The organism is Viridibacillus sp. KH_047 (genome assembly GCF_057838945.1).
On sequence record NZ_CM174479.1, the window covers coordinates 2,837,786 to 2,857,240 of the forward strand.

The window sequence follows — 19,455 nt, forward strand, 5'->3', positions numbered from 1 at the left end:
ATTTTATAAATAATTATATTTTATAAATAATTATATTTTCTAAGTCACTACCTTTTTTATTTGCATGTAGATATAAATTTTCTATATGTTCTCCCCAATAGGGTCCCCAAATTATATCTTTAACACTATTAAACGATAAACTAGTGTTTGAAAATTGAAAATATTCACGATCCATTTCCAGTATCCAAGGGCTCCCCGAACTACCCACTCCCAATTTACCTTTTAAACCTAACAATGATGAATTGTTAATATGATCTTCAAAAGTTATGCTTCTGATTATTTCGACTTTTTTCCTTCCTAGGAATTTTTTACCAATTGAAAGTACTATTGTATTCTGTTTTTTTGATAAGTTATTAAATAAAGGTTTGATTATATTGTCCATTTCTAAAGGTGGTTCCCTTAAGGTCAAAAAAGCAGTATCATAATCTACTATCCCATTATTAACCCACTCATTACTAATGTAGATTTCTTCAATTTCATATTCTTTATTATCATCAGTTATAAAGGTTACTTCATTTGCAAATAATTGCTTATACCAATCAAAGACACAATGTGCAGCAGTACAAACTAATGGATAGTTCAAACCCTCAATTAATGAAGCGTTGCTTATAAACTTGGTTTTATTTTGTTTTATTTTCAATAATCCTGTATTCATTGTTGTTTTTTTATTTATTTCCTTCATAGGTAATTTAATCATTATTCCTCATTCCTTAGATTGATAATTGGTATAAATAAACAATACTACCAAAAAACGAACGCTTCAATATTTTGTTTGTAAAGTAATGTTTTATGTATAATATAACGCTATGCATAGTACTATGTTTGGCAATTATGGCCGAAAATGCTTGAAAGGATAAGAATCGATTATTATTATAAAGATTGACACTTAAAAAGGGGCAGTTAATAAAACCCCATAATAAAAGTTCCAAAGAAAAACGTACTGTTTTTCTTTGGAACTTTTATTGTTTTTCTATATTTTCAGTAAATTGCGGGCCATTGTTGTTTCCCTTGGGCCATTAAAGAGTCAAAAAATCATAATTTTACACTTCAAATGGTAAATCTAGTAGGGGTATTGTTGTAAAATCACCTATAATAGTAATTGTTAATAGGAAAATAATGAATAATAAGAATTTTTTCATAGGATAAAACTCTCCTTTATAAATAATAGAATAGGGTGAAAAGATGAAAAATAATCAATTTGGGAAAGAGATTACTCGACTAAGAAAACTTTTAAATCTAACACAAAAAGAATTATGTGAGAGCATATGTACACAACCAACGATAAGTATGATTGAAAAAGGAGAAATAATCCCTGGCGTAGAAATACTTGATGCTCTTTCTTCAAAATTAAAAGTACAAACCACATACTTAATTGATATATTAATTACAGACGATTATGCATATACTCATAAGTTCATGTATGAAATTGAAGAACTCACATTAAAGCAAAAGTTTAATACTGTTTATGAAGTTACACGTAATGAGTTAAAAAAATCTCCCGGAGATCCTTGGTTTCAGATCTTTTTAAAATGGCAATATTATCTAAGTTCTTTTCATGTTAAAAAAATGGATCTTAATGAAGCTATAGCAAGTATAAAGACGCTTTTAACTACTGTTCCATCAAAAATACTAAATGTAAATTACCTAATCGATCGGATACATAACACGATAGCCTTTTTATACTCTACGAAAGATGACCATACTAATGCTTTGTTTTATTACAATAAAATAAACATAAATAGCACTTTACCGGATTCACCTAGATTAGATCCAAAGATTTATCATTTAAGAGTTATTTATAATAAAACAAAAACTCTTTATGATATGAGGAACTATCAAGAAGCTATACTTTCTTGTAAAAACGGTATAGATAAATCTATTGAACATGAAAATATGTCGCTTATAGGAAATTTTTATTATTACCTTGGACAGTGCTACGAACAACAAAATATAGAGATAGAACAAGTGAAAATTTGCTATAAAAATGCACTATTCTTTTTTAAATTATTAAATAGACACTTATATACACAAATAATTCGATCTGAAAAATCTTACTTTTTGACTTAGAAGAATATACCCAAATTATATTTTATATATAAAATTATACACTTTTACCATTTTATTGTAACAAGATATAAGTATTCTAATATTTTTCTATAATATGAAAAACAAAAAGGCCGTCCTAAAATGGATGGCCTTTTTTATTAAATTTTTTCATTTCATCTATCCTCATTCTGATCTTACCAAATTAACCAGTTCTAATTACTTATAGATCTTTTATGACTCAATACCCCATTTTGAAAGTTTGAAAGGCTTTGTTGTGGCAATCTCGCAAGAATATTAACCATTCTATAGCCTTGACCTAGTCGGTCACAATCATTAATACTAAAGGCTGCCCTCAAAACCCAGGAAACCAGTTTGGATTTTTGGGACAGCCTTTTTTAGCTTCAATCTTATAAAGCTCAATGAATTACTCTGTTACTTTTCTTAATGTTGTCGTCCAAATGCTTTAGTATCAATATGTTTCTTATCAAGGAAGTCTTCTATTTTTTTCTGTTCTCTTCCATTCACCACATCACGCTTACCAATTATTGATCCAATGTTTACTTTTGGAAGAACTTCATTATTTACTTCATCTAGCATTTCACCTACTCCATAAAGAGTCTCATTTACAGCTGTAATGTACTGGCTAATTCTTTCAGATTCTTCTTGATAACCTTCAGGCAATGTATTATTTAAAATATAGTCAGAAAAATTCTTATCATTTTCTTTTGTAAGCTTGTTAATTTTGTCGAATTTCTCTAATTCACTTTTATTAAATTCCTTATCTTCATATATAATCTCTTGAAATGGTTCACTAGCATTAGATAATTCTTCATAGCTATCTAGATATGTTTTTATGCTTAGTTTTATTTCATCTTCGGCTATTATACTATCTTGTTTTTCAGAGGTGAAAATGATACTAGGAATCACTACGTCCTGAGTAGTAAGAAGAATTTCATCTTCTGTAACGTCAATATATTTTTCCTGCGAACACGCGCTTAGTATCAAAAGAATTAGAAAGCTGTAAAAAATCCTTCTCATAATAAATGCTCTCCCCTTGCAATTGAAGTGTTCCATCTCAAGTATTTAATAAATAGTCTAACAAAAGATTTCCCTATATAATATCCTAGGAATGCTAAAAAAGAGCCTATAATAAACCCTTTTACGGACTCGAAAACTTCTCCAAATCCAATTGTACTAAATCCATTAACAAATCCCATTACAATTAAAATCAGTGGTGATAGAATCATGATAGGTACACCAATGATATAAGCTAATATAAATGGTGAGAGTATTAGTAGCACAAATAAACTCATAATAATAATAATAGAATTCATTACACCTAATCCCATAATTGACAACAGAGCTGTAAACATACTTCTAATGCTCTTATTCTCTTCAACCTTCTTAATAGAATAAACAGCGTTTAATTCTTTAGCAATCTCTACAGGATTCCCCAATTCTTTAGAGATTTCCTCTTCACTTTTATTTTCATGTTTTCCCTCAGCAAAGTGCATAATATATTCATCTATTATTTCTTTTTTTTCTTTTTCAGACATAAACTTCAAACTATTTTTGAGTAATTTCAAAAAATTATTCTTGTTCAAGTTTATCATTCTCCTCGATAAAGCGATTAATAATTAGGAAAAACTCTTTCCATTCAAACTTCAACGTTTCAAGTTTATCCATTCCATCCTTTGTAATTTTGTAGTATTTTCTAAATGGTCCTTCTGTTGATTCTTGATGATAAGTAGTTAAATGTTTTTCTTTTACCAATCTTCCTAATATAGGATAAACAGTGCCTTCAGATATGGTAATTTTACTAGATATTTTTTTTACTAGTGAATAGCCGTATTCATCCTCTTTGTTTATTATCAATAAGACTATTAAATCAAGTACACCTTTTTTAAACTGAGCGTTCATAATTTATCACCAACATTTGAATGACTTAAGTTAGTATAGATGTATGGACACATTAAAGTTAAGTCCCTATCCTAGAAATTAAGAAAGGACGTGTCCGTAATGAAACAAAAACGTTACAACAAAGAATTCAAAGAAACATTCGTAGAACTTTATCGCACCGGTACACCCATCAATCAACTTGCCAGTGAATATGGTGTCACTGAAGTAACTATCTATAAATGATTTAAAGTACATTCACCAATTGAAGTTGAAGAATCACTTACACCAGCTGATATATCAGCCACACAGAAAGAAAACTTACGCTTAAAACAAGAGGTAGAATTTTTAAAATAGCTATGACCATATTCGCGAAAAAGTGACGGATCAAGAAATTATCGAAAATATTAATGAAGAGAAGGCACACTATCCTGTTCAATTGATGTGTCGCGTTTTAAAGTTGCCTAAAAGTACGTATTACCAGTTTGCTCATGAAAAACTGAAAATTCGCACTTTTTAACTTATAAGAATACACCCAACTTTTATAAGTTATATATAAAACTATACACCTTTTACATTTTATTGTAACGAAATATAAGGATTCTAATATTTTTCTACAATATAAAAAACTAGGTGAATTAACTCTTCATTTATTCAAGACATACGATTAACTAAACCGGTTTTATATGAATGTGCTGTGGTGACGTGGACGCATCTTATGTAATACTTCCTACTTGGATTTGCTTAGGTAAAATTCCAAAAAACAGCCTAGTCTCAAAAATCTTTTTCATTCTATCTATCCCCTTTTCTTGGTGTACTGAAGACTGAATCATCTTCCAATCTTGTCCAAAAGCTGTCACCAAGTACACCAACTATTCATTCAACCAAAATAGTTCTCCTTACATTAGCTCTGAAATCATTTTAAGCGTACATGGATAGGTAAACTAAAAGTTGTTTGCTTTTGAGAGCTTTTCACAAGCAACAATTTTTACGTTTTTCAAGAACTATAGCCATAAGTCACTTTATTTTATCGATTTAATAGCTTTTCTATTAATCTCAGAATTACATTCATTAGTTTCACAGTTTCAGTAGTATCTTTTATCTTTATCTCTAAATGTTGATTTTTATGTAATAGTTTGTTGTTTTCCATTTTAAGTTGTAAAATCTCACTCTCTAAATCTTTTATTATTAGTTGTAACTTATCATTTTTTTGGCCATCAATAACTTGCAATAGAACTCTATTTTCAAGACTTAATTCCTGTTCCAATAGTTTCTCCTCGTCTTTTAGATACATTTTCAAAAATAAGGAGGTATTTATATTGGTACCGATTATTTTATCCATCGTTTTGCTTATCACTCTTATCTTTTCAATTTCTATTATGATTCGAAAAAGAAAAAATGCAGGTATAACTGGGATTAAAAGTGCACTAACTCCAATTTTTCTTTATCTTATAGCGATCACTAACCTTTTTGCTTACTGGTTTGATTTTATGGGGTTATTGAATTGGTCTATTACAGTTGTCCTGTTGATTTTTGGTGCTTATTTCACAAAATTCATGCCAATATCTAAAATGTAAGTTATTAGAAAACCGAGAGTTAATAGAAGAAGAAATATAGAATAAAAACTTATAATGAACTACAGCCCAACTGTTATGTTCTTCTTAACAATTGGGCTGTAGTATTTTTATTATTAAACATCACATTATTTTTACTTTTTACATGAATACCATTTAACCGCATTTTCATAAAGAATTCGATTAGCGTTTTTTGTATCAAATTTCTCAAGTATTACATGAATATCTTTAATATCAAATGGACGTTTTGCACGAGTTGAAGGTAAATCAGTTCCGAACATCAACGCTTCATGATTTACTTCATGAATAGCTTTCAACGCTTTGACCACATCTAACTCAACTCTTCCAAAACCAGTCGCTTTTACGTGTACACCACTTTCTACAAGGTCGAGTAAAATCGGTAACCCTTCCTCTGATAAACCTAAGTGATCTATTGAAATCGCTGGTAATTTACGAATAACTTCTTTAATCTCAATCAAATCTTTAGCATCAATATATAATTCACTGTGCCATCCGACTAAATCATATACGCGTCTTGCAAAATAATCTAGCTGAGATAAGTCCTCAGAACCACCACGTTTGACGTTAAAGCGAAGAGCTCTGACACCATGGTCATTTAATTGAAGGATATTTTGATCCGTTGTATTAAATGGCAACTGTGTTACTCCATAAAAAGAAGGACCCATCTCCTTAAGAGCTTTGATTAAATAACCTTGATCATATCCTTGAAATGAACCTGAAACAATGGCACCACCAATAATTTCGAATTCCTTTGTCACATGTTGATAGTCTTCAACTAAGAATGATGGTGGTATATATCCTTGATTTTCTTGAATTGGAAATCCAAAATCGATAATGTGCAAATGTGCATCAAATATTTTCATTCCCTCTCCCCCTTTATTATTATTGTAAAGAAGGAGAGGAATAAATTAAATTTATAAAAAACTAATGTTACTCATCGGTTTTTCTTATGACACTTGAATAATTTGTAATTAGTTAACCAAGATCATATTCATTATTATTCAAAGATTTATTTTCAATGACATTCTTTATTTTAGAAATAAAATCATCAAGCTGAACTTCCAATGAATTCTCCTGACCATATTGTCTTAAGTTAACAGATTGATTTTCCAGCTCATTATCCCCGACAATAAGAATAAATGGAATTTTCTTCATTTGAGCTTCACGTATTTTATATCCTAATTTCTCTTCTCGTATATCAAGTTGAACTCTAATTCCCTCTTGTTTTAAGCGTCTAATAACTTCTTCAGCATACTCTTTATGAATTGAGTTTGATACGGGAATCACTTGAACTTGAATAGGTGATAGCCAAATGGGGAATGCACCACCAAAGTGTTCAATCAATATTCCAAGGAAACGATCAATTGATCCAAAAACCGCACGGTGTATCACGACAGGTCTTACCTTTTGATTTTGTTCATCAATATATGTTAAGTCAAACTTCTCTGGTAGTTGGAAATCAAGTTGAACTGTTGCACATTGATGGCTACGTTTAATTGCATCTTTTATATGAATATCAATCTTAGGTCCATAAAATGCACCGTCTCCCTCATTAATTCTGTATGGATAGCCAAGGTTTTTTAATACTCTTTCAAGAGATGCTTCTGCCTGTTCCCATAACTGCACACTTCCCATAAAATCTTCTGGACGTGTGGATAATTCAATGTCATATTCAAAACCAAAAGTTTTGTATACACGGTCAATTAAACGTAAGGCTAGTAAAATTTCATTTTCAATTTGATCTGTTCTGACAAAGATATGTGCATCATCTTGGCAGAATGTGCGAACACGTAATAAACCATTTAATGCTCCACTAAATTCATGTCGATGCACTTGACCAAATTCAGCCATTCGAATCGGAAGCTCTCGATATGACCGACGTTTATCTTTGAAAATTAGCATATGACCTGGACAATTCATTGGTTTCAATGCAAATTCTTGATCATCTACTTCTGTGAAATACATATTTTCTTTGTAATGATCCCAATGTCCGGATTGCTCCCACAATCTTTTATTCATCATAAATGGTGTACGTACTTCTTGATAATCATATTGATGCTGAAGCTTACGTAAAAACACTTCTAATTCATTTCGAATAATTTGCCCATTAGCAAGGTAAAATGGCATACCTGGTGCTTCTTCTGAGAACATAAATAACTCTAATTCATTCCCTAGTTTACGATGATTTCTTTTTTGCGCTTCCTCTACAAAATGAAAATATTCTTCCATCTCTTCTTTTGTAGCAAAAGCCACACCATATATACGTTGTATTACTTTATTGTTACTATCCCCTCTCCAATATGCCCCTGAAATATGTGTTAATTTAAATGCTTTTATAAATCGAGTTGCTGGTAAATGCGGACCTCGACACAAATCCACAAAATCTCCTTGGCGATATACTGTTACCATTTCATCTTGAGGAATGTCTTCTAATAGCTCTAGCTTTAATGGATCTTTTTGAAAAAGTTCTTTCGCCTCTTCACGTGACAATTCAACACGTACAATCTCTATATTTTCAGCTATTATTTTAGACATTTCTTTCTCTATTATCGCTAAATCCTGGACAGTAATTGTATTTTCCATGTCAACATCATAATAGAAACCATTGTCGATCACTGGCCCTACCCCTAAGTTCACATCACCATATAATCGTCTTATTGCTTGAGCCAATACATGAGCTGAAGTATGTCTCATAATCTCTATACCAGCTGTAGACTCTAAATCATATAACTCCACTTCTGCATCATGTGTAATATTACGATTCAAATCATATCGTATGCCATTGACTTCTCCCGCCACCGACTTCTTTTTCAGACTAGAACTAATAGAACTCGCGATTTCACCTAATGAAATGCCCAGCTTATACTGCTTTTCATTTCCATCTGGAAACTTAATCAAAACTTCCTTTTGACTCATGACACTTCACTCCTATTTTTTTATAAAATAAAAACACGCACACATCCCTGTATAAAGGGACGAGTGCGTGTCATGTACCCGTGGTTCCACCCAAATTTCAATCTCATAACTCAATGAGCTACCTATTGATGGCTTTGTGTAAGCTTTATCGTTGCTTCTACGGTATTGATTACTCGTATTTCACCAATACTGCTCCAAGGTGGTAAATAATTCAGCCGCATTAGGAAGTTTTCAACCTTGCCTTCCCTCTCTGTAAAGCGGTTAGAATTACTCGTGTCCTTATCATTGCATTCTATATTTATTTAAAAAACAAAAAACACACTCATCCCTCATGAAGGGACGAGTGTGTATAATACCCGTGGTTCCACCCAAATTTCCATCTCATAACTAATATGTTACCTATTGATGGCTTTGTGTAAGCTTTATCGTTGCTTCTACGGTACTGATTACTCGTATTTCACCAATACTGCTCCAAGGTGGTAAATAATTCAGCCGCATTAGGAAGTTTTCAGCCTTGCCTTCCCTCTCTGTAAACCGTTATGAACTACTCATATCCTTGTCATTGCATTCATTATTCTGATTTTTACCACTATATAGGATTATTTTCCATTAGTCAATAAAAAGTTTTTTCAAGATTTTAGCATAAAAATCAATTGGTTACTCAATCAAATAGTGGTAGTTCTGCTAAGAAAATAATATCCTTGCGTTTATCAGCACGCCTAATGCTGCTAGAATATCCTACAAAAAATCCACTTTTCTACCTTTTTCTATAAAAATTTCCAGCAAAAAAGGTATTCAGTAAGCATTCCACTTACTAAATACCTGCCCAGACGTACGACGAATTTCTATATGCTCCCTCATGGTAATCCATGCTACGCCAGTTACATTCATTCATCTATATTATGGATATTAACCGTATTTTTCATTATCACTAATCATTCAATCCATTATTCTCTAAGTAACCCTCTTTACTACCATACACTTTGACAATATGCTCCTCTCCCCAATTACAAAGTGAAGTCAGTATAGGTTCTAAACTCTTACCGTAATCGCTTAGCTCATATTCTACTTTTGGTGGTAGTTCATGATATAGAATACGGTTAATGACACCATCATTTTCTAATTCACGTAATTGCTGAGTTAACATTTTTTGCGAAATATTTGGCATCAGTCGTTTCAATTCGCTTGTACGTTTTTTTCCATGAGTGAGATGACATAAAATTACACATTTCCATTTTCCTCCGATAACTTCCAGTGTTGCTTCTACCGATATATTGTATTTTTTCTTCGTTTCCATCATTTATAACCTCTTTCTATTTATGAGAACGTTCGTTTGTAGATACTAAAAGGTTCCTATATAACAAAAAAGTACGTACTTCCCTTTCTGTTTTACATGCTCCATAATAACATTTGTTCCGGAACATTTGGCAAGTAATTGCACACTGATTAAAAGAAGGAGATTCTATGAAAGAACCGAAACAAAATAATACAAAGGCTCTGCTTGCACTGGCAGTGACTGCTTTTGCCATTGGGACAACTGAATTTATAAGCATTGGTTTACTACCAATGATTGCGGCCGATTTACAAACTTCACTTCAAGTAACGGGTTTGACCGTGTCTATTTATGCGATTGGTGTAATGATCGGGGCGCCTGTACTGACATCTCTACTAGCCCATATTCCTCGAAAGAAACTATTACTAGGGATTATGCTGATTTTCATCATTGGCAATAGTATAGCTATGTTCTCTACAACTATCGGCATATTACTTGTAGCGAGACTAGTTTCTGCTTTAGCTCATGGTGTATTTATGTCAATTGGCTCTACAATTGCTGCTAGTCTTGTACCAGCAAATCGTCGAGCGAGTGCGATAGCGATTATGTTCACTGGATTAACTGTCGCTACAATAACAGGTGTACCTTTCGGGACATTAATTGGACAACAATTCGGATGGCGCATGGCATTTGCATTTATAGTCGTGATTGGAATTCTAGCTTTAATTGCCAATATTGTTTTAGTACCTTCTTCTATCCAAAAAGGTACCAAAACAGGGTTTGCTGAACAGCTTAAGTTAGTAAAAAACGGACGATTGTTGCTAGTGTTCATCATTACTGCATTAGGTTATGGTGGTACATTTGTCGTCTTTACGTATCTATCACCTTTATTGCAAGAAGTGAGTGGTTTTTCGGCAAAAACAGTAACTCTAATTATCTTATTCTATGGCGTTACAGTTGCCATTGGTAATACTATTGGTGGTAAACTAGCAAATAACAATCCAATTCGTGCATTATTTTATATGTTCGTGATTCAAGCGATTGTGTTATTTGTTCTTTACTTCACCGTACCATTCAAAGTAGCTGGTCTAATTACGATTTTATTCATGGGGCTCTTTGCATTTATGAATGTCCCAGGGCTTCAAACTTATGTCGTGATATTAGCTGAACGTTTTGTCCCTAGCGCTGTAGATGTCGCTTCTGCTATTAACATTGCTGCTTTCAATGCTGGAATTGCGATTGGGTCATATGCTGGAGGCGTTATCGCCAAGTCAATGGGATTAATCCATACAACCTGGATTGCAGGAATTATGGTTACAGGAGCTGTTCTATTAGCAGCAATCTGTGTCAAACAAGAAAAAAATGAGGAGAGTGTTCAAAATGAACTTACAAACAACAACATTAAATAATGGGATCAAAATGCCCGTCTTAGGCTACGGTGTTTTCCGTGTAGAAAATGGGGCGGAACTTGCAAAAGCTGTTAAAACTGCAATAAAAAAAGGCTACCGTAGTATTGATACTGCACAAATTTATGGCAATGAAGAAATGGTAGGACAAGGTATTAAAGAGGCAATTGCTGAGGGTTTAGTTACTCGTGAGGAATTATTTATCACATCAAAAGTTTGGAATGCCGGCTTAAATTATGAAGCTGCACTTGCCGCATACGATGACAGTTTATCAAAAATGGGATTAGATTATTTAGATTTATACTTAATCCACTGGCCTGGTCATGATCAATATTTGGATGCATATAAAGCACTTGAAACGATCTATAAAGAGGGTCGAGTTCGTTCAATCGGCGTAAGTAACTTCCAAGTTCACCACTTAGAAAATTTACTTAAAGAAACAGAAATCAAACCAGTTATCAATCAAATTGAATTCCACCCACGCCTTACACAGGAAGAGGTGCGTAACTATTGTGCGGAGCATGACATCCAAGTTGAAGCATGGTCTCCACTAATGAACGGCGAACTGTTAAAAGATGAAACTCTACAAAGTATTGCTGCTAAACATAACAAAACAGCTGCTCAAATCGTCTTAAAATGGGATTTACTACATCAAGTTGTAACAATTCCAAAAACAATGACTGAGTCACGCATGGAAGAAAATATTAATGTCTTTGACTTTGAACTAACTACTGAAGAAATGACTCAAATTGATGCATTAAATGAGAACTTCCGCTGTGGTCCAAACCCAGATGAATTTAATTTTTAATATAGGTTAATCATATAAAACCCCAGACGAGTATTTATGCTCATCTGGGGTTATTTTATTTAAAAACAATATGGCTATTGATTTTATTATTATTTATTACTAATCAATTTATTTTACAAGATTATTTTCTTCCACTATTCCCTATTCAATCTAACTAGAAATCCCCCTATATACTAGTACTGAAATTTGACTCTTAATGATGCACTAATTGTAATTTGCCCTTGTTCAATTGGGGTAGAGACATTCTGCTCAGTCATGGCAACAGTTTTATATAGTGCATGGCCCGCATTACTCTCTTCTACAATCTCTATCGGTTGTGGAAGCATTGGTAATCTCATGTTCTCGGCTATTGTATTTGCTTTCATTTGGGCATCATGGAGAGCTATACTAAGCGCTTGTTGATAATAAAATTCTCCATTTTCAATTTTAAATTGAATTCCTGAAACGCGATTTGCTCCGTTTTTTACTGCTGTATCAATTACAGTACCCACTTGACTTGTATCTTTTACTTTAACAGTAAGGGCATTAGTCACTTCATAACCTCTAAAAACCTGTTTACCTTCGACGTAATCATAGTTTGGCACAATATTATAGGCAGCAGTTTGAATATTCTCTCTTGGAATATTGAGTGACAAAATAGATTGTATTACACGATTCATGATAATCGCATTTTCCTGTTGCGCTTTGCTTACATCTTTTCCTTCTGTGATTACTTCTAATTGAAGTTCCACATAACTTGGTTGAACGGCAACTTTCCCGTTACCCGTGACTGTTATAACGCGAAATGAGTTACATGATAGTTGATGAGCATTTTGATTAAACACAGAATTCCACCTTCCGTATAGTGCATATTATTAATCTTATGCATTGTACATTGAAAACTTGTTAATCGATTTCAAATAGATAACTTGAAGTAAGTTCTATGATAATTTTTAATATGACAGTAAAAGGTAGACATAAATAACAGTCACTTCACTCAAGAAATCTTAATTCTAACCACTTAAGAAGTAGACAAAAGACCATTTGAATAGTCCCTATCAAATAGTCAATTAGAATTCATCATATTCTATACTAAATCTCTCAACATTATGATTTTCTAGTTTAAAGAATGTATCTTGAGATACTTCTAATTTTAAAGCTTGGTTTTTCACTAAATCGTTGTATACTCCTCTTAATATTCTACCTGTTAACCCATGTGATACAGCGATAACTTTCTCACGACCTTCTACACTATTTAGCCAATCTGTTACTCGTTCCTCAACAGAAGCATAACTTTCTCCATTAGGTGAATTAAAATACCAATTATAGGGATCTGTATGCTTTAGAAGATCTGGCCATTCTTCTTCAATTTCTTTCATTGTTAACCCAGCCCAAGAACCTACAGATACTTCACTTAAGCGATCATCCATCTCTACTTTTGATACATCTAATCCTAATGTATTACAGATAATCTCAGTACTTTGCATAGCTCTTCCTAATGGACTTGAAATAATTGCCCACTCTTCTGGGTCTTGAATATACATCTTTAACAATCTAGCAATACTTTTCACTTGTGCAATTCCATCATCTGTTAATGGTGAATCCAGTTCTCCTTGATACCTGCCTTGCGAATTAAAGACCGTTTCTCCATGTCGGAGTAATTAAATCGTTTGATTCAATGTATGACCACCCCTTAGCATTAATAATTGTCATTTTAATTAATATACTACTAGATAGTTCTATTATTTGGAAGAACCCTTCTCTTTTCAGTATTCCATAAACATACTTCTCTATAAATTTTGACTATTTTTAAATCAGTTTGCTAATGAATTTAACAACTTAAATTGAAATTAACCTTATTAACTGAGTCCAACCTATTGACAATATATTAGACAATTCGTATTATTTAGCAAACTAATGGGATCACTGTTTTTATATAGCATTTCATATTTTTTAATATGAAACTGGTAATTCAATGGTTAGTAACTAGAAACGAGTTGAAGTGCTTAATGAAAAAGGTTCACTATAGCTGGATTATTCTAGCGGTTACATTCTTCTCTATTATTGTTGCAGGCATCATTAGGTCCTCATCAGGCGTTTTTATTGATCCTTTTGAGCTTGAGTTTGGCTGGAGTCGTCCTGCTATTTCCTTTGCCTTTGCAGTGAGCTTATTTTTATATGGCTTCTCGGGGCCTTTTATGGCAGCGTTTGTAGAGGTTTTTGGTTTAAAACGAATGATGCTTTATTCAATGCTAACATTGTCTACTGGTCTTGCATTGACATTCGTTATGCAAACACAATGGCAATTAATACTGATTTGGGGCGTTATGATCGGGGTTGGTTCTGGATTATTCTTAACCGTATTAAGTACACAAATTGCGAATCGCTGGTTTGTAAAGCAGCGAGGTCTCGCAGTTGGGATTTTAACGGCAAGTACAGCAACTGGGCAATTAATATTATTGCCAGTATTAGCTACAATAATCGATCAATATTCTTGGCGTTATGCAACCGGACTTATCTTCATTCTTAGTCTATTAATCTTATTATTAATCCTTCTTTTTATGAAGGACTTTCCTCAAGACAAGGGGCTTCTACCATATGGGCAGGAGTATAATGATCAATCTGCTGAACAACCTATTCTTCAGCAAAATCCATTTAAATTAGCACTAGGTACGCTTATGGAAGGCTTGAGACTAAAAGAATTTTGGCTTCTTGCAGGAAGTTTCTTCATCTGTGGTTTATCTACAAGCGGCCTAATCGGAACTCATTTCATCTCCTATTGCATAGGTTTTGGAATTCCTGTTATAACAGCAGCTGCCATGCTCTCATTTATGGGGGTATTTGACTTAGTGGGAACAACATTATCAGGCTGGTTATCTGATCGAATTGATAATCGTTGGTTGCTATTTTGGTATTACGCGCTGCGAGGAATATCCTTACTGTTTTTACCGTTTGCATTAGCTCAAGGTTCTTATGTATGGCTAGTCATTTTTTCTATTTTCTATGGTTTAGATTGGATTGCCACTGTCCCACCTACTATTGGACTGGCAAGAAGGGAATTTGGGCTTAAGAAAAGCACCTTGATGTACGGCTGGATCATGGCTGCTCATCAGGTTGGAGCTGGAGTTGCAGCGTTTGGTGGTGGAGTTATTTTCAAAGTATTTGGCTCCTATCAATGGGCTTTCATTTTAGCTGGCAGCATGTGTGTATTAGCTAGTTTATTTGTCATCATGTTGAAAAAACATCAACCGAAGTTAGAAGTTAATTAATTTGTCTTTTTTCTTATTTCTTATTTAACATAAAAAAAGCAGTTACCTTTCATCATTTACAAATGATAGAGGTAACTGCTTTTTTTATTTTAATATCTTATCCACGGTGGAACATCCCTATAACTTCTTTTGTCTCTGTTATGTTCACAAACGCATTTGGATCGACTTCATTAATCATTTCTTTAACTTCTGATAATTGATAACGAGTGATAACGGTAATAAGAACTTTTCTACCTTCACCAGTATAAGCTCCCTCACCATCCATAATTGTCACTCCGCGATATAGATTCGAGAGTAACTTCTCCTTCACTTCGTCACCTTTACCGGTAATGATCATGAGAGTGAGTTTAATGTGATTCGTATGAATCGTATCAATAACTTTCCCCATCGCATAGATTGTTACAAGCGTATATAAAGCTGCATCCCAGCTAAATACAAAGCCTGAAATTATTACAACGATTGCGTTCATCGCCGAAATCATTGCTCCAAGTGGAAAATCTCTTTTCTTATTTAGAAGCATCGCAATAATATCAAAGCCACCTGATGACCCTGATGCTTTGAAAATTATTCCAATACCAATACCCGTTATAACTCCACCAAACAGTGATGCTAGGAGTGGCTCATGTGTTACTTGATAAACTGGAATCACATACAAACTGACTGAAAGTACTAGTACGGAAAGAATCGTATATCCAATAAACCGTTTGCCTAATTTCATTATACCTATAATAAGTAAAGGAAGATTTAATAAAAAGTTTAACAGACCTGTATTTAAAGGCGTTACAATACCAAGCATGATTGCAATACCACTTAATCCACTGCTAAGAATTTCATGAGGAATTAACAAAAAGTTATATGCAAAGCCAACTAAAATAGAACCAATTGTAATGATAAAAACATTGCGCATAGCTACTCTCCCTATCGAATAATCCTGTGCTACCATTTTTTTATTCATTATAAAAAAATCACACAACATTTCAAACTAGCGCTTCCGAATATTAACTCGGTGACCAAATCATAAGCGCAATTGAATAATATTATAGTTGAGTTTTAACGAATAAAAAATTTAATAGTTTTTTCTGAAAAATAAGAATAACTACAATCCTGCAGTAACAACACGAATTGTTCGCAATTATAGATATATGAACAATTCATGAACAGCCATCATTACTCTTCTACACTTGTTTGATCGGCAACTTTATAAATTCTTTCTAACATTGGTGGATGCGTATATCGGAACCATTTTACAAGCATTGGCGGATTTACTTCACTTAATCCAGATTTCGTGAGTTTTTGAAACGCCGTCACGGCTGCTTCTTTATCCCCCGTTAACTCTATTGCATACTGATCAGCTCTTGATTCCTGATATCTAGAAAAATAATTTGAGAGCGGACTTGATGCGAATAATAAAACCGATGTAATCAGTAAAAACAATGGAAGCGAACTAATATCATTTATTTTCTTTATTTTTAACACCTTTCCATATCTTCTAATAATCCAAGTCATGATCCTCGACGTGAGCCAAAGTCCAATAAGCGTCATGAAGATATAACCAACCATGCCAAAATAAATATGTTTCTCTACATAATGTCCCATCTCATGTGCCATTATGAATAAAATTTCTTTATCTGTTAAACGATTTAATGTAGTATCCCATAGCACAATCCTCGAATTACTACCAACCCCAGTAACATAAGCATTTAAAGCATTTGTCTTTTCCGCCATGTTCACTTCAAATACATGCTCAGCTGGAATATTTGCCTGTTCGGCTAACGACAAAATCTTTGTCTCTAATTCTTTATTTTTCAACGGGTAAAAATCATTATATAACGGGGCAATTACTACCGGTTGGATAAACATGATAAAAATAGAAAAAGGGATTGTTAATAGCCAGGCATATAGCCACCATCTCTTGGTACTTTTTTTTATGAGCCAATAAAGAACCAATACAACTATTACCGTCATGCCAAAGTTAACCCAAAAGTCTATCACACCATCCCTCATCCAAGAAGAAAAGCTTTGGTTACTAATTCCATACTTTTTACTTAAGGAAAAGCTATAATAGTCCATTGGAAATAATACAATATACGTAAGAATTGATAACAAAAATAGATAGATTACATTTTTTACGATTGTCCATTTAGAAAGTGCTGCTGACCATTTTTCTAACATAAAAGATAGCCCTACAAGCAATATTAAGAAGTAGACGAGCCATTCAAACGGGGTCGCTACAAAAAAGAGGAAATTCCTAATTTTCGAGTACTCTCCACTTAATAGCAATTCATGTTCAGACATAAATTCCGCTGGATCAGCGACAGTCCCCTTTAAAGCGGCTGGTATAGTGCCGCCACCACTATGAAAAATATAAAAATACATCGCTAAAGCATACACACCAAATAACAATAGAGCTGATATTCCCCACTTTTTTGCTATGTCGTTCACTCCCTTGTTCAGTTCGTCCTACAATAAGTGTAATCTAAAATGACAAAGATAGAACAGATTTCTATGTTAAAGCTTTATTAACTTTAGCTAAACCGAGATACAAATAAAATTTGGCAGTAAACTTTGTCCTTTTGAAAAAATTTATAAGGATATTCTTCCCCAATTTGAACAAATTCATAATTTCTTTATTTGTTTATGTATACGAAAATTCAAATTAATAATTAGTTAACGCATTAGCATTATGTTGTGTTTTATAAACCAACATAATGCCAATACATAACACTTTATATTAGAACTACTCTCTTCATTACAATCCTTCCAAAAGAGCGTTTATAACATACTTATGACTAAAAACAGAGCGATTAATGTTTTACTATCAATCGCGTTGTTTTTTTATGAACTTTTTATTTTTTAAATATTAAAATTATTTTGATTTATATTAATATTAGAGGTTATTATTAAGTTACAAATTAGAATATAGGGAGAGGTGTTGCTGAATGACAGTTAATTACGTCTTTTTATTACATCATCAACAGACTATTAAGGAAGATCTTTTAAATCTCGTACAAGCAGAGTCACCCAGTCATGAAAAGAACCTCGTTGATAAAACAGGTAATCTGATTAAGGCAATTATCCAAAAACGTCTTGATAAAGATTACATCTGCACAGAATATATTAATAACCAATATGGAAATCACCTCCTGTTCCAGAAAGAACATTCTCCAAAACCTCGAATTTTATTTCTTTGTCACTTTGACACGGTTTGGCCAAAAGGTGAATTACCAATTCATCTTGAAGGTGAATTGTTTTATGGGCCAGGAGTGTTTGATATGAAAGCAGGATTATTGTCATCTATTTGGGCGATTTCTTCATTAGAAAACACTTTAGAAGCGTTACCGATATCTCCTGTATTTTTACTTTCTTCAGATGAAGAAATCGGTAGTTTATCTTCGAGAGATTTGATTGAAGAGGTGGCAAAAACATGTGAAGCGGTTTTTGTTATGGAGCCCCCTGAAGCCGAAACGAGTAACCTAAAAACAGCTAGAAAAGGCATGGGAATGTATCAATTAGAAGTACAAGGAATAAGTACACACGCAGGAAATAACCATGAAGATGGTGTCAACGCTATATTAGAGATATCTTACCTAGTACAACAACTTCAAGAGCTAACAGATTATGCTAAAGGGACAACTGTGAACGTAGGTGTTATTCGTGGTGGAACAACTATTAATGTAGTGCCAGAATACGCTTCCATTGACGTAGACTTTCGAATTTCCACATTATTTGAAGCGGAAAGAATTATGCAAGCAATCGAACAACTCACTCCAAAAAACCCACTTGCTAAACTAAGTATAACTGGTGAGTTGAACCGTCCACCACTTGAGAGAAACGAAGCCAATCAACAATTATTTAAACTTGCGCAAGAAGCAGGAAGAAAACTGAACATTGTGGTTAATGAATCTAGTGTAGGAGGAGCAAGTGATGGGAACTTCACTTCTGCTTTAGGTATTCCAACTATTGATGGACTAGGTATTCCAGGAGACGGTGCCCATGCTAGAAATGAGCATATTCAATTCGATATGTTTGCAAAACGTTGTGCTCTAGTTGCAGAACTATGTATTGCCTTTGGAGAAAAATTTGTAAATGACTATAATATTATTAACAATAAAGAAGAACCTATAACAAAATAACAAAAACGCAAAATTTATTAATGAGAAATGATAGGTATCGAGCTATGAAAAAATTCATAGACTGATACCTTTTTTGTTCCTCTAACTAAAAGTGAAACTTTGCATTAACATATACGTATTACTAGTATTCAAAG

Annotated in this window: 18 protein-coding genes, 1 pseudogene, 1 riboswitch and 1 other annotated feature; of the genes and pseudogenes, 7 read left to right on the forward strand and 12 right to left on the reverse strand. The window is 33.2% G+C overall.

All coding sequences use genetic code 11. The features are described 5' to 3' along the window. Positions 1–13: 13 nt before the first annotated feature. Entirely contained in the window at positions 14–697 is a 684-nt protein-coding gene (locus AC3IS5_RS14020; RefSeq protein ID WP_489424976.1) for a trypsin-like serine peptidase, read from the reverse strand. Between the two features lie 485 nt (positions 698–1,182). On the opposite strand from AC3IS5_RS14020, the gene AC3IS5_RS14025 reads away from it, so the two are divergent. Beyond that, positions 1,183–2,067 carry a helix-turn-helix domain-containing protein gene (locus AC3IS5_RS14025; protein ID WP_489424977.1) on the forward strand — a complete coding sequence of 295 codons (885 nt, stop codon included), beginning with the start codon at positions 1,183–1,185 and terminating at the stop codon, positions 2,065–2,067. A 420-nt stretch (positions 2,068–2,487) separates the two neighbouring features. Here the strand turns inward: AC3IS5_RS14025 and AC3IS5_RS14030 are convergent, their stop codons facing one another. The 3 genes from AC3IS5_RS14030 to AC3IS5_RS14040 are packed head-to-tail and all read right to left on the reverse strand — an operon-like array spanning position 2,488 to position 3,966. Next, positions 2,488–3,084 (reverse strand): NDxxF motif lipoprotein, encoded by a 597-nt coding sequence (locus tag AC3IS5_RS14030; RefSeq protein WP_489424978.1) that lies wholly within the window; start codon positions 3,082–3,084, stop codon positions 2,488–2,490. Next, the gene (locus tag AC3IS5_RS14035; RefSeq protein WP_489424979.1) at positions 3,081–3,659 is read right to left on the reverse strand and encodes an HAAS signaling domain-containing protein; all 579 of its coding nucleotides are present in this window, start codon (positions 3,657–3,659) and stop codon (positions 3,081–3,083) included. Before AC3IS5_RS14035 ends, AC3IS5_RS14030 begins: the two co-directional genes overlap by 4 nt. Next, positions 3,637–3,966 carry a PadR family transcriptional regulator gene (locus AC3IS5_RS14040; protein ID WP_489424980.1) on the reverse strand — a complete coding sequence of 110 codons (330 nt, stop codon included), beginning with the start codon at positions 3,964–3,966 and terminating at the stop codon, positions 3,637–3,639. Before AC3IS5_RS14040 ends, AC3IS5_RS14035 begins: the two co-directional genes overlap by 23 nt. Positions 3,967–4,065: 99 nt before the next feature. Between AC3IS5_RS14040 and AC3IS5_RS14045 the strand changes: the two genes are divergently transcribed. Then, positions 4,066–4,188 (forward strand): helix-turn-helix domain-containing protein, encoded by a 123-nt coding sequence (locus AC3IS5_RS14045; RefSeq protein WP_489424981.1) that lies wholly within the window; start codon positions 4,066–4,068, stop codon positions 4,186–4,188. A gap of 781 nt (positions 4,189–4,969) precedes the next feature. Here the strand turns inward: AC3IS5_RS14045 and AC3IS5_RS14050 are convergent. Further along, complete coding sequence (locus tag AC3IS5_RS14050; RefSeq protein ID WP_489424982.1) at positions 4,970–5,209, reverse strand: hypothetical protein; 240 nt, start codon at positions 5,207–5,209, stop codon at positions 4,970–4,972. A 52-nt stretch (positions 5,210–5,261) separates the two neighbouring features. On the opposite strand from AC3IS5_RS14050, the gene AC3IS5_RS14055 reads away from it, so the two are divergent. Then, positions 5,262–5,519, forward strand: coding sequence for a hypothetical protein (locus AC3IS5_RS14055; RefSeq protein ID WP_390393269.1), 258 nt, complete (start codon positions 5,262–5,264; stop codon positions 5,517–5,519). A 131-nt stretch (positions 5,520–5,650) separates the two neighbouring features. Here AC3IS5_RS14055 and AC3IS5_RS14060 read toward each other — a convergent pair whose 3' ends face one another. The 3 genes from AC3IS5_RS14060 to AC3IS5_RS14070 form a co-directional block, all read right to left on the reverse strand. Continuing rightward, positions 5,651–6,400: an amidohydrolase family protein gene (locus AC3IS5_RS14060; RefSeq protein ID WP_489424983.1), complete on the reverse strand. Its 750-nt coding sequence runs from the start codon at positions 6,398–6,400 to the stop codon at positions 5,651–5,653. Positions 6,401–6,512: 112 nt separating this feature from the next. Further along, positions 6,513–8,453 carry a threonine--tRNA ligase gene (thrS, locus tag AC3IS5_RS14065; RefSeq protein WP_489424984.1) on the reverse strand — a complete coding sequence of 647 codons (1,941 nt, stop codon included), beginning with the start codon at positions 8,451–8,453 and terminating at the stop codon, positions 6,513–6,515. Between the two features lie 332 nt (positions 8,454–8,785). Further along, positions 8,786–9,025 (reverse strand) — a binding site (T-box leader). A gap of 245 nt (positions 9,026–9,270) precedes the next feature. Beyond that, positions 9,271–9,348, reverse strand: a riboswitch (ZMP/ZTP riboswitch). Positions 9,349–9,384: 36 nt separating this feature from the next. After that, positions 9,385–9,750 carry a winged helix-turn-helix transcriptional regulator gene (locus tag AC3IS5_RS14070; protein WP_489427898.1) on the reverse strand — a complete coding sequence of 122 codons (366 nt, stop codon included), beginning with the start codon at positions 9,748–9,750 and terminating at the stop codon, positions 9,385–9,387. Positions 9,751–9,917: 167 nt separating this feature from the next. Here AC3IS5_RS14070 and AC3IS5_RS14075 point away from each other — a divergent pair, with 167 nt between their 5' ends. Continuing rightward, positions 9,918–11,135, forward strand: a complete 1,218-nt coding sequence (locus AC3IS5_RS14075) for an MFS transporter (protein WP_489424985.1) — start codon at positions 9,918–9,920, stop codon at positions 11,133–11,135. Next, on the forward strand, positions 11,107–11,940 hold the full coding sequence (locus tag AC3IS5_RS14080; protein ID WP_489424986.1) for an aldo/keto reductase: 834 nt from the start codon (positions 11,107–11,109) through the stop codon (positions 11,938–11,940). Before AC3IS5_RS14075 ends, AC3IS5_RS14080 begins: the two co-directional genes overlap by 29 nt. Positions 11,941–12,113: 173 nt before the next feature. Here the strand turns inward: AC3IS5_RS14080 and AC3IS5_RS14085 are convergent, their stop codons facing one another. Both AC3IS5_RS14085 and AC3IS5_RS14090 read right to left on the reverse strand, forming a co-directional pair. Beyond that, the gene (locus AC3IS5_RS14085; RefSeq protein WP_489424987.1) at positions 12,114–12,764 is read right to left on the reverse strand and encodes an SIMPL domain-containing protein; all 651 of its coding nucleotides are present in this window, start codon (positions 12,762–12,764) and stop codon (positions 12,114–12,116) included. Between the two features lie 225 nt (positions 12,765–12,989). Continuing rightward, a pseudogene (locus AC3IS5_RS14090) lies at positions 12,990–13,568 on the reverse strand (histidine phosphatase family protein); the annotation flags it as partial. Between the two features lie 360 nt (positions 13,569–13,928). Between AC3IS5_RS14090 and AC3IS5_RS14095 the strand changes: the two are divergent. Next, positions 13,929–15,188, forward strand: a complete 1,260-nt coding sequence (locus tag AC3IS5_RS14095; protein WP_489424988.1) for an MFS transporter — start codon at positions 13,929–13,931, stop codon at positions 15,186–15,188. 97 nt (positions 15,189–15,285) lie between these two features. Here the strand turns inward: AC3IS5_RS14095 and AC3IS5_RS14100 are convergent, their stop codons facing one another. Then, a complete protein-coding gene (locus AC3IS5_RS14100; protein ID WP_489424989.1) occupies positions 15,286–16,095 on the reverse strand; it encodes a YitT family protein in 810 nt (269 codons plus the stop codon). A gap of 260 nt (positions 16,096–16,355) precedes the next feature. Next, positions 16,356–17,621: a M48 family metallopeptidase gene (locus AC3IS5_RS14105; protein ID WP_489427899.1), complete on the reverse strand. Its 1,266-nt coding sequence runs from the start codon at positions 17,619–17,621 to the stop codon at positions 16,356–16,358. Positions 17,622–18,127: 506 nt separating this feature from the next. Here AC3IS5_RS14105 and AC3IS5_RS14110 point away from each other — a divergent pair. Continuing rightward, positions 18,128–19,321 carry a M20 family metallopeptidase gene (locus tag AC3IS5_RS14110; protein WP_489424990.1) on the forward strand — a complete coding sequence of 398 codons (1,194 nt, stop codon included), beginning with the start codon at positions 18,128–18,130 and terminating at the stop codon, positions 19,319–19,321. Positions 19,322–19,455 lie beyond the last annotated feature (134 nt).

Coding starts and splice junctions, on each gene's coding strand:
- thrS (WP_489424984.1), bottom strand. CDS start 8,453: ATGAGTCAAAAGGAAGTTTTGATTAAGTTTCCAGATGGAAATGAAAAG.
- AC3IS5_RS14100 (WP_489424989.1), bottom strand. CDS start 16,095: ATGCGCAATGTTTTTATCATTACAATTGGTTCTATTTTAGTTGGCTTT.
- AC3IS5_RS14045 (WP_489424981.1), top strand. CDS start 4,066: ATGAAACAAAAACGTTACAACAAAGAATTCAAAGAAACATTCGTAGAA.
- AC3IS5_RS14095 (WP_489424988.1), top strand. CDS start 13,929: ATGAAAAAGGTTCACTATAGCTGGATTATTCTAGCGGTTACATTCTTC.
- AC3IS5_RS14040 (WP_489424980.1), bottom strand. CDS start 3,966: ATGAACGCTCAGTTTAAAAAAGGTGTACTTGATTTAATAGTCTTATTG.
- AC3IS5_RS14035 (WP_489424979.1), bottom strand. CDS start 3,659: ATGATAAACTTGAACAAGAATAATTTTTTGAAATTACTCAAAAATAGT.
- AC3IS5_RS14025 (WP_489424977.1), top strand. CDS start 1,183: ATGAAAAATAATCAATTTGGGAAAGAGATTACTCGACTAAGAAAACTT.
- AC3IS5_RS14075 (WP_489424985.1), top strand. CDS start 9,918: ATGAAAGAACCGAAACAAAATAATACAAAGGCTCTGCTTGCACTGGCA.
- AC3IS5_RS14080 (WP_489424986.1), top strand. CDS start 11,107: ATGAACTTACAAACAACAACATTAAATAATGGGATCAAAATGCCCGTC.
- AC3IS5_RS14070 (WP_489427898.1), bottom strand. CDS start 9,750: ATGGAAACGAAGAAAAAATACAATATATCGGTAGAAGCAACACTGGAA.
- AC3IS5_RS14060 (WP_489424983.1), bottom strand. CDS start 6,400: ATGAAAATATTTGATGCACATTTGCACATTATCGATTTTGGATTTCCA.
- AC3IS5_RS14020 (WP_489424976.1), bottom strand. CDS start 697: ATGATTAAATTACCTATGAAGGAAATAAATAAAAAAACAACAATGAAT.
- AC3IS5_RS14030 (WP_489424978.1), bottom strand. CDS start 3,084: ATGAGAAGGATTTTTTACAGCTTTCTAATTCTTTTGATACTAAGCGCG.
- AC3IS5_RS14110 (WP_489424990.1), top strand. CDS start 18,128: ATGACAGTTAATTACGTCTTTTTATTACATCATCAACAGACTATTAAG.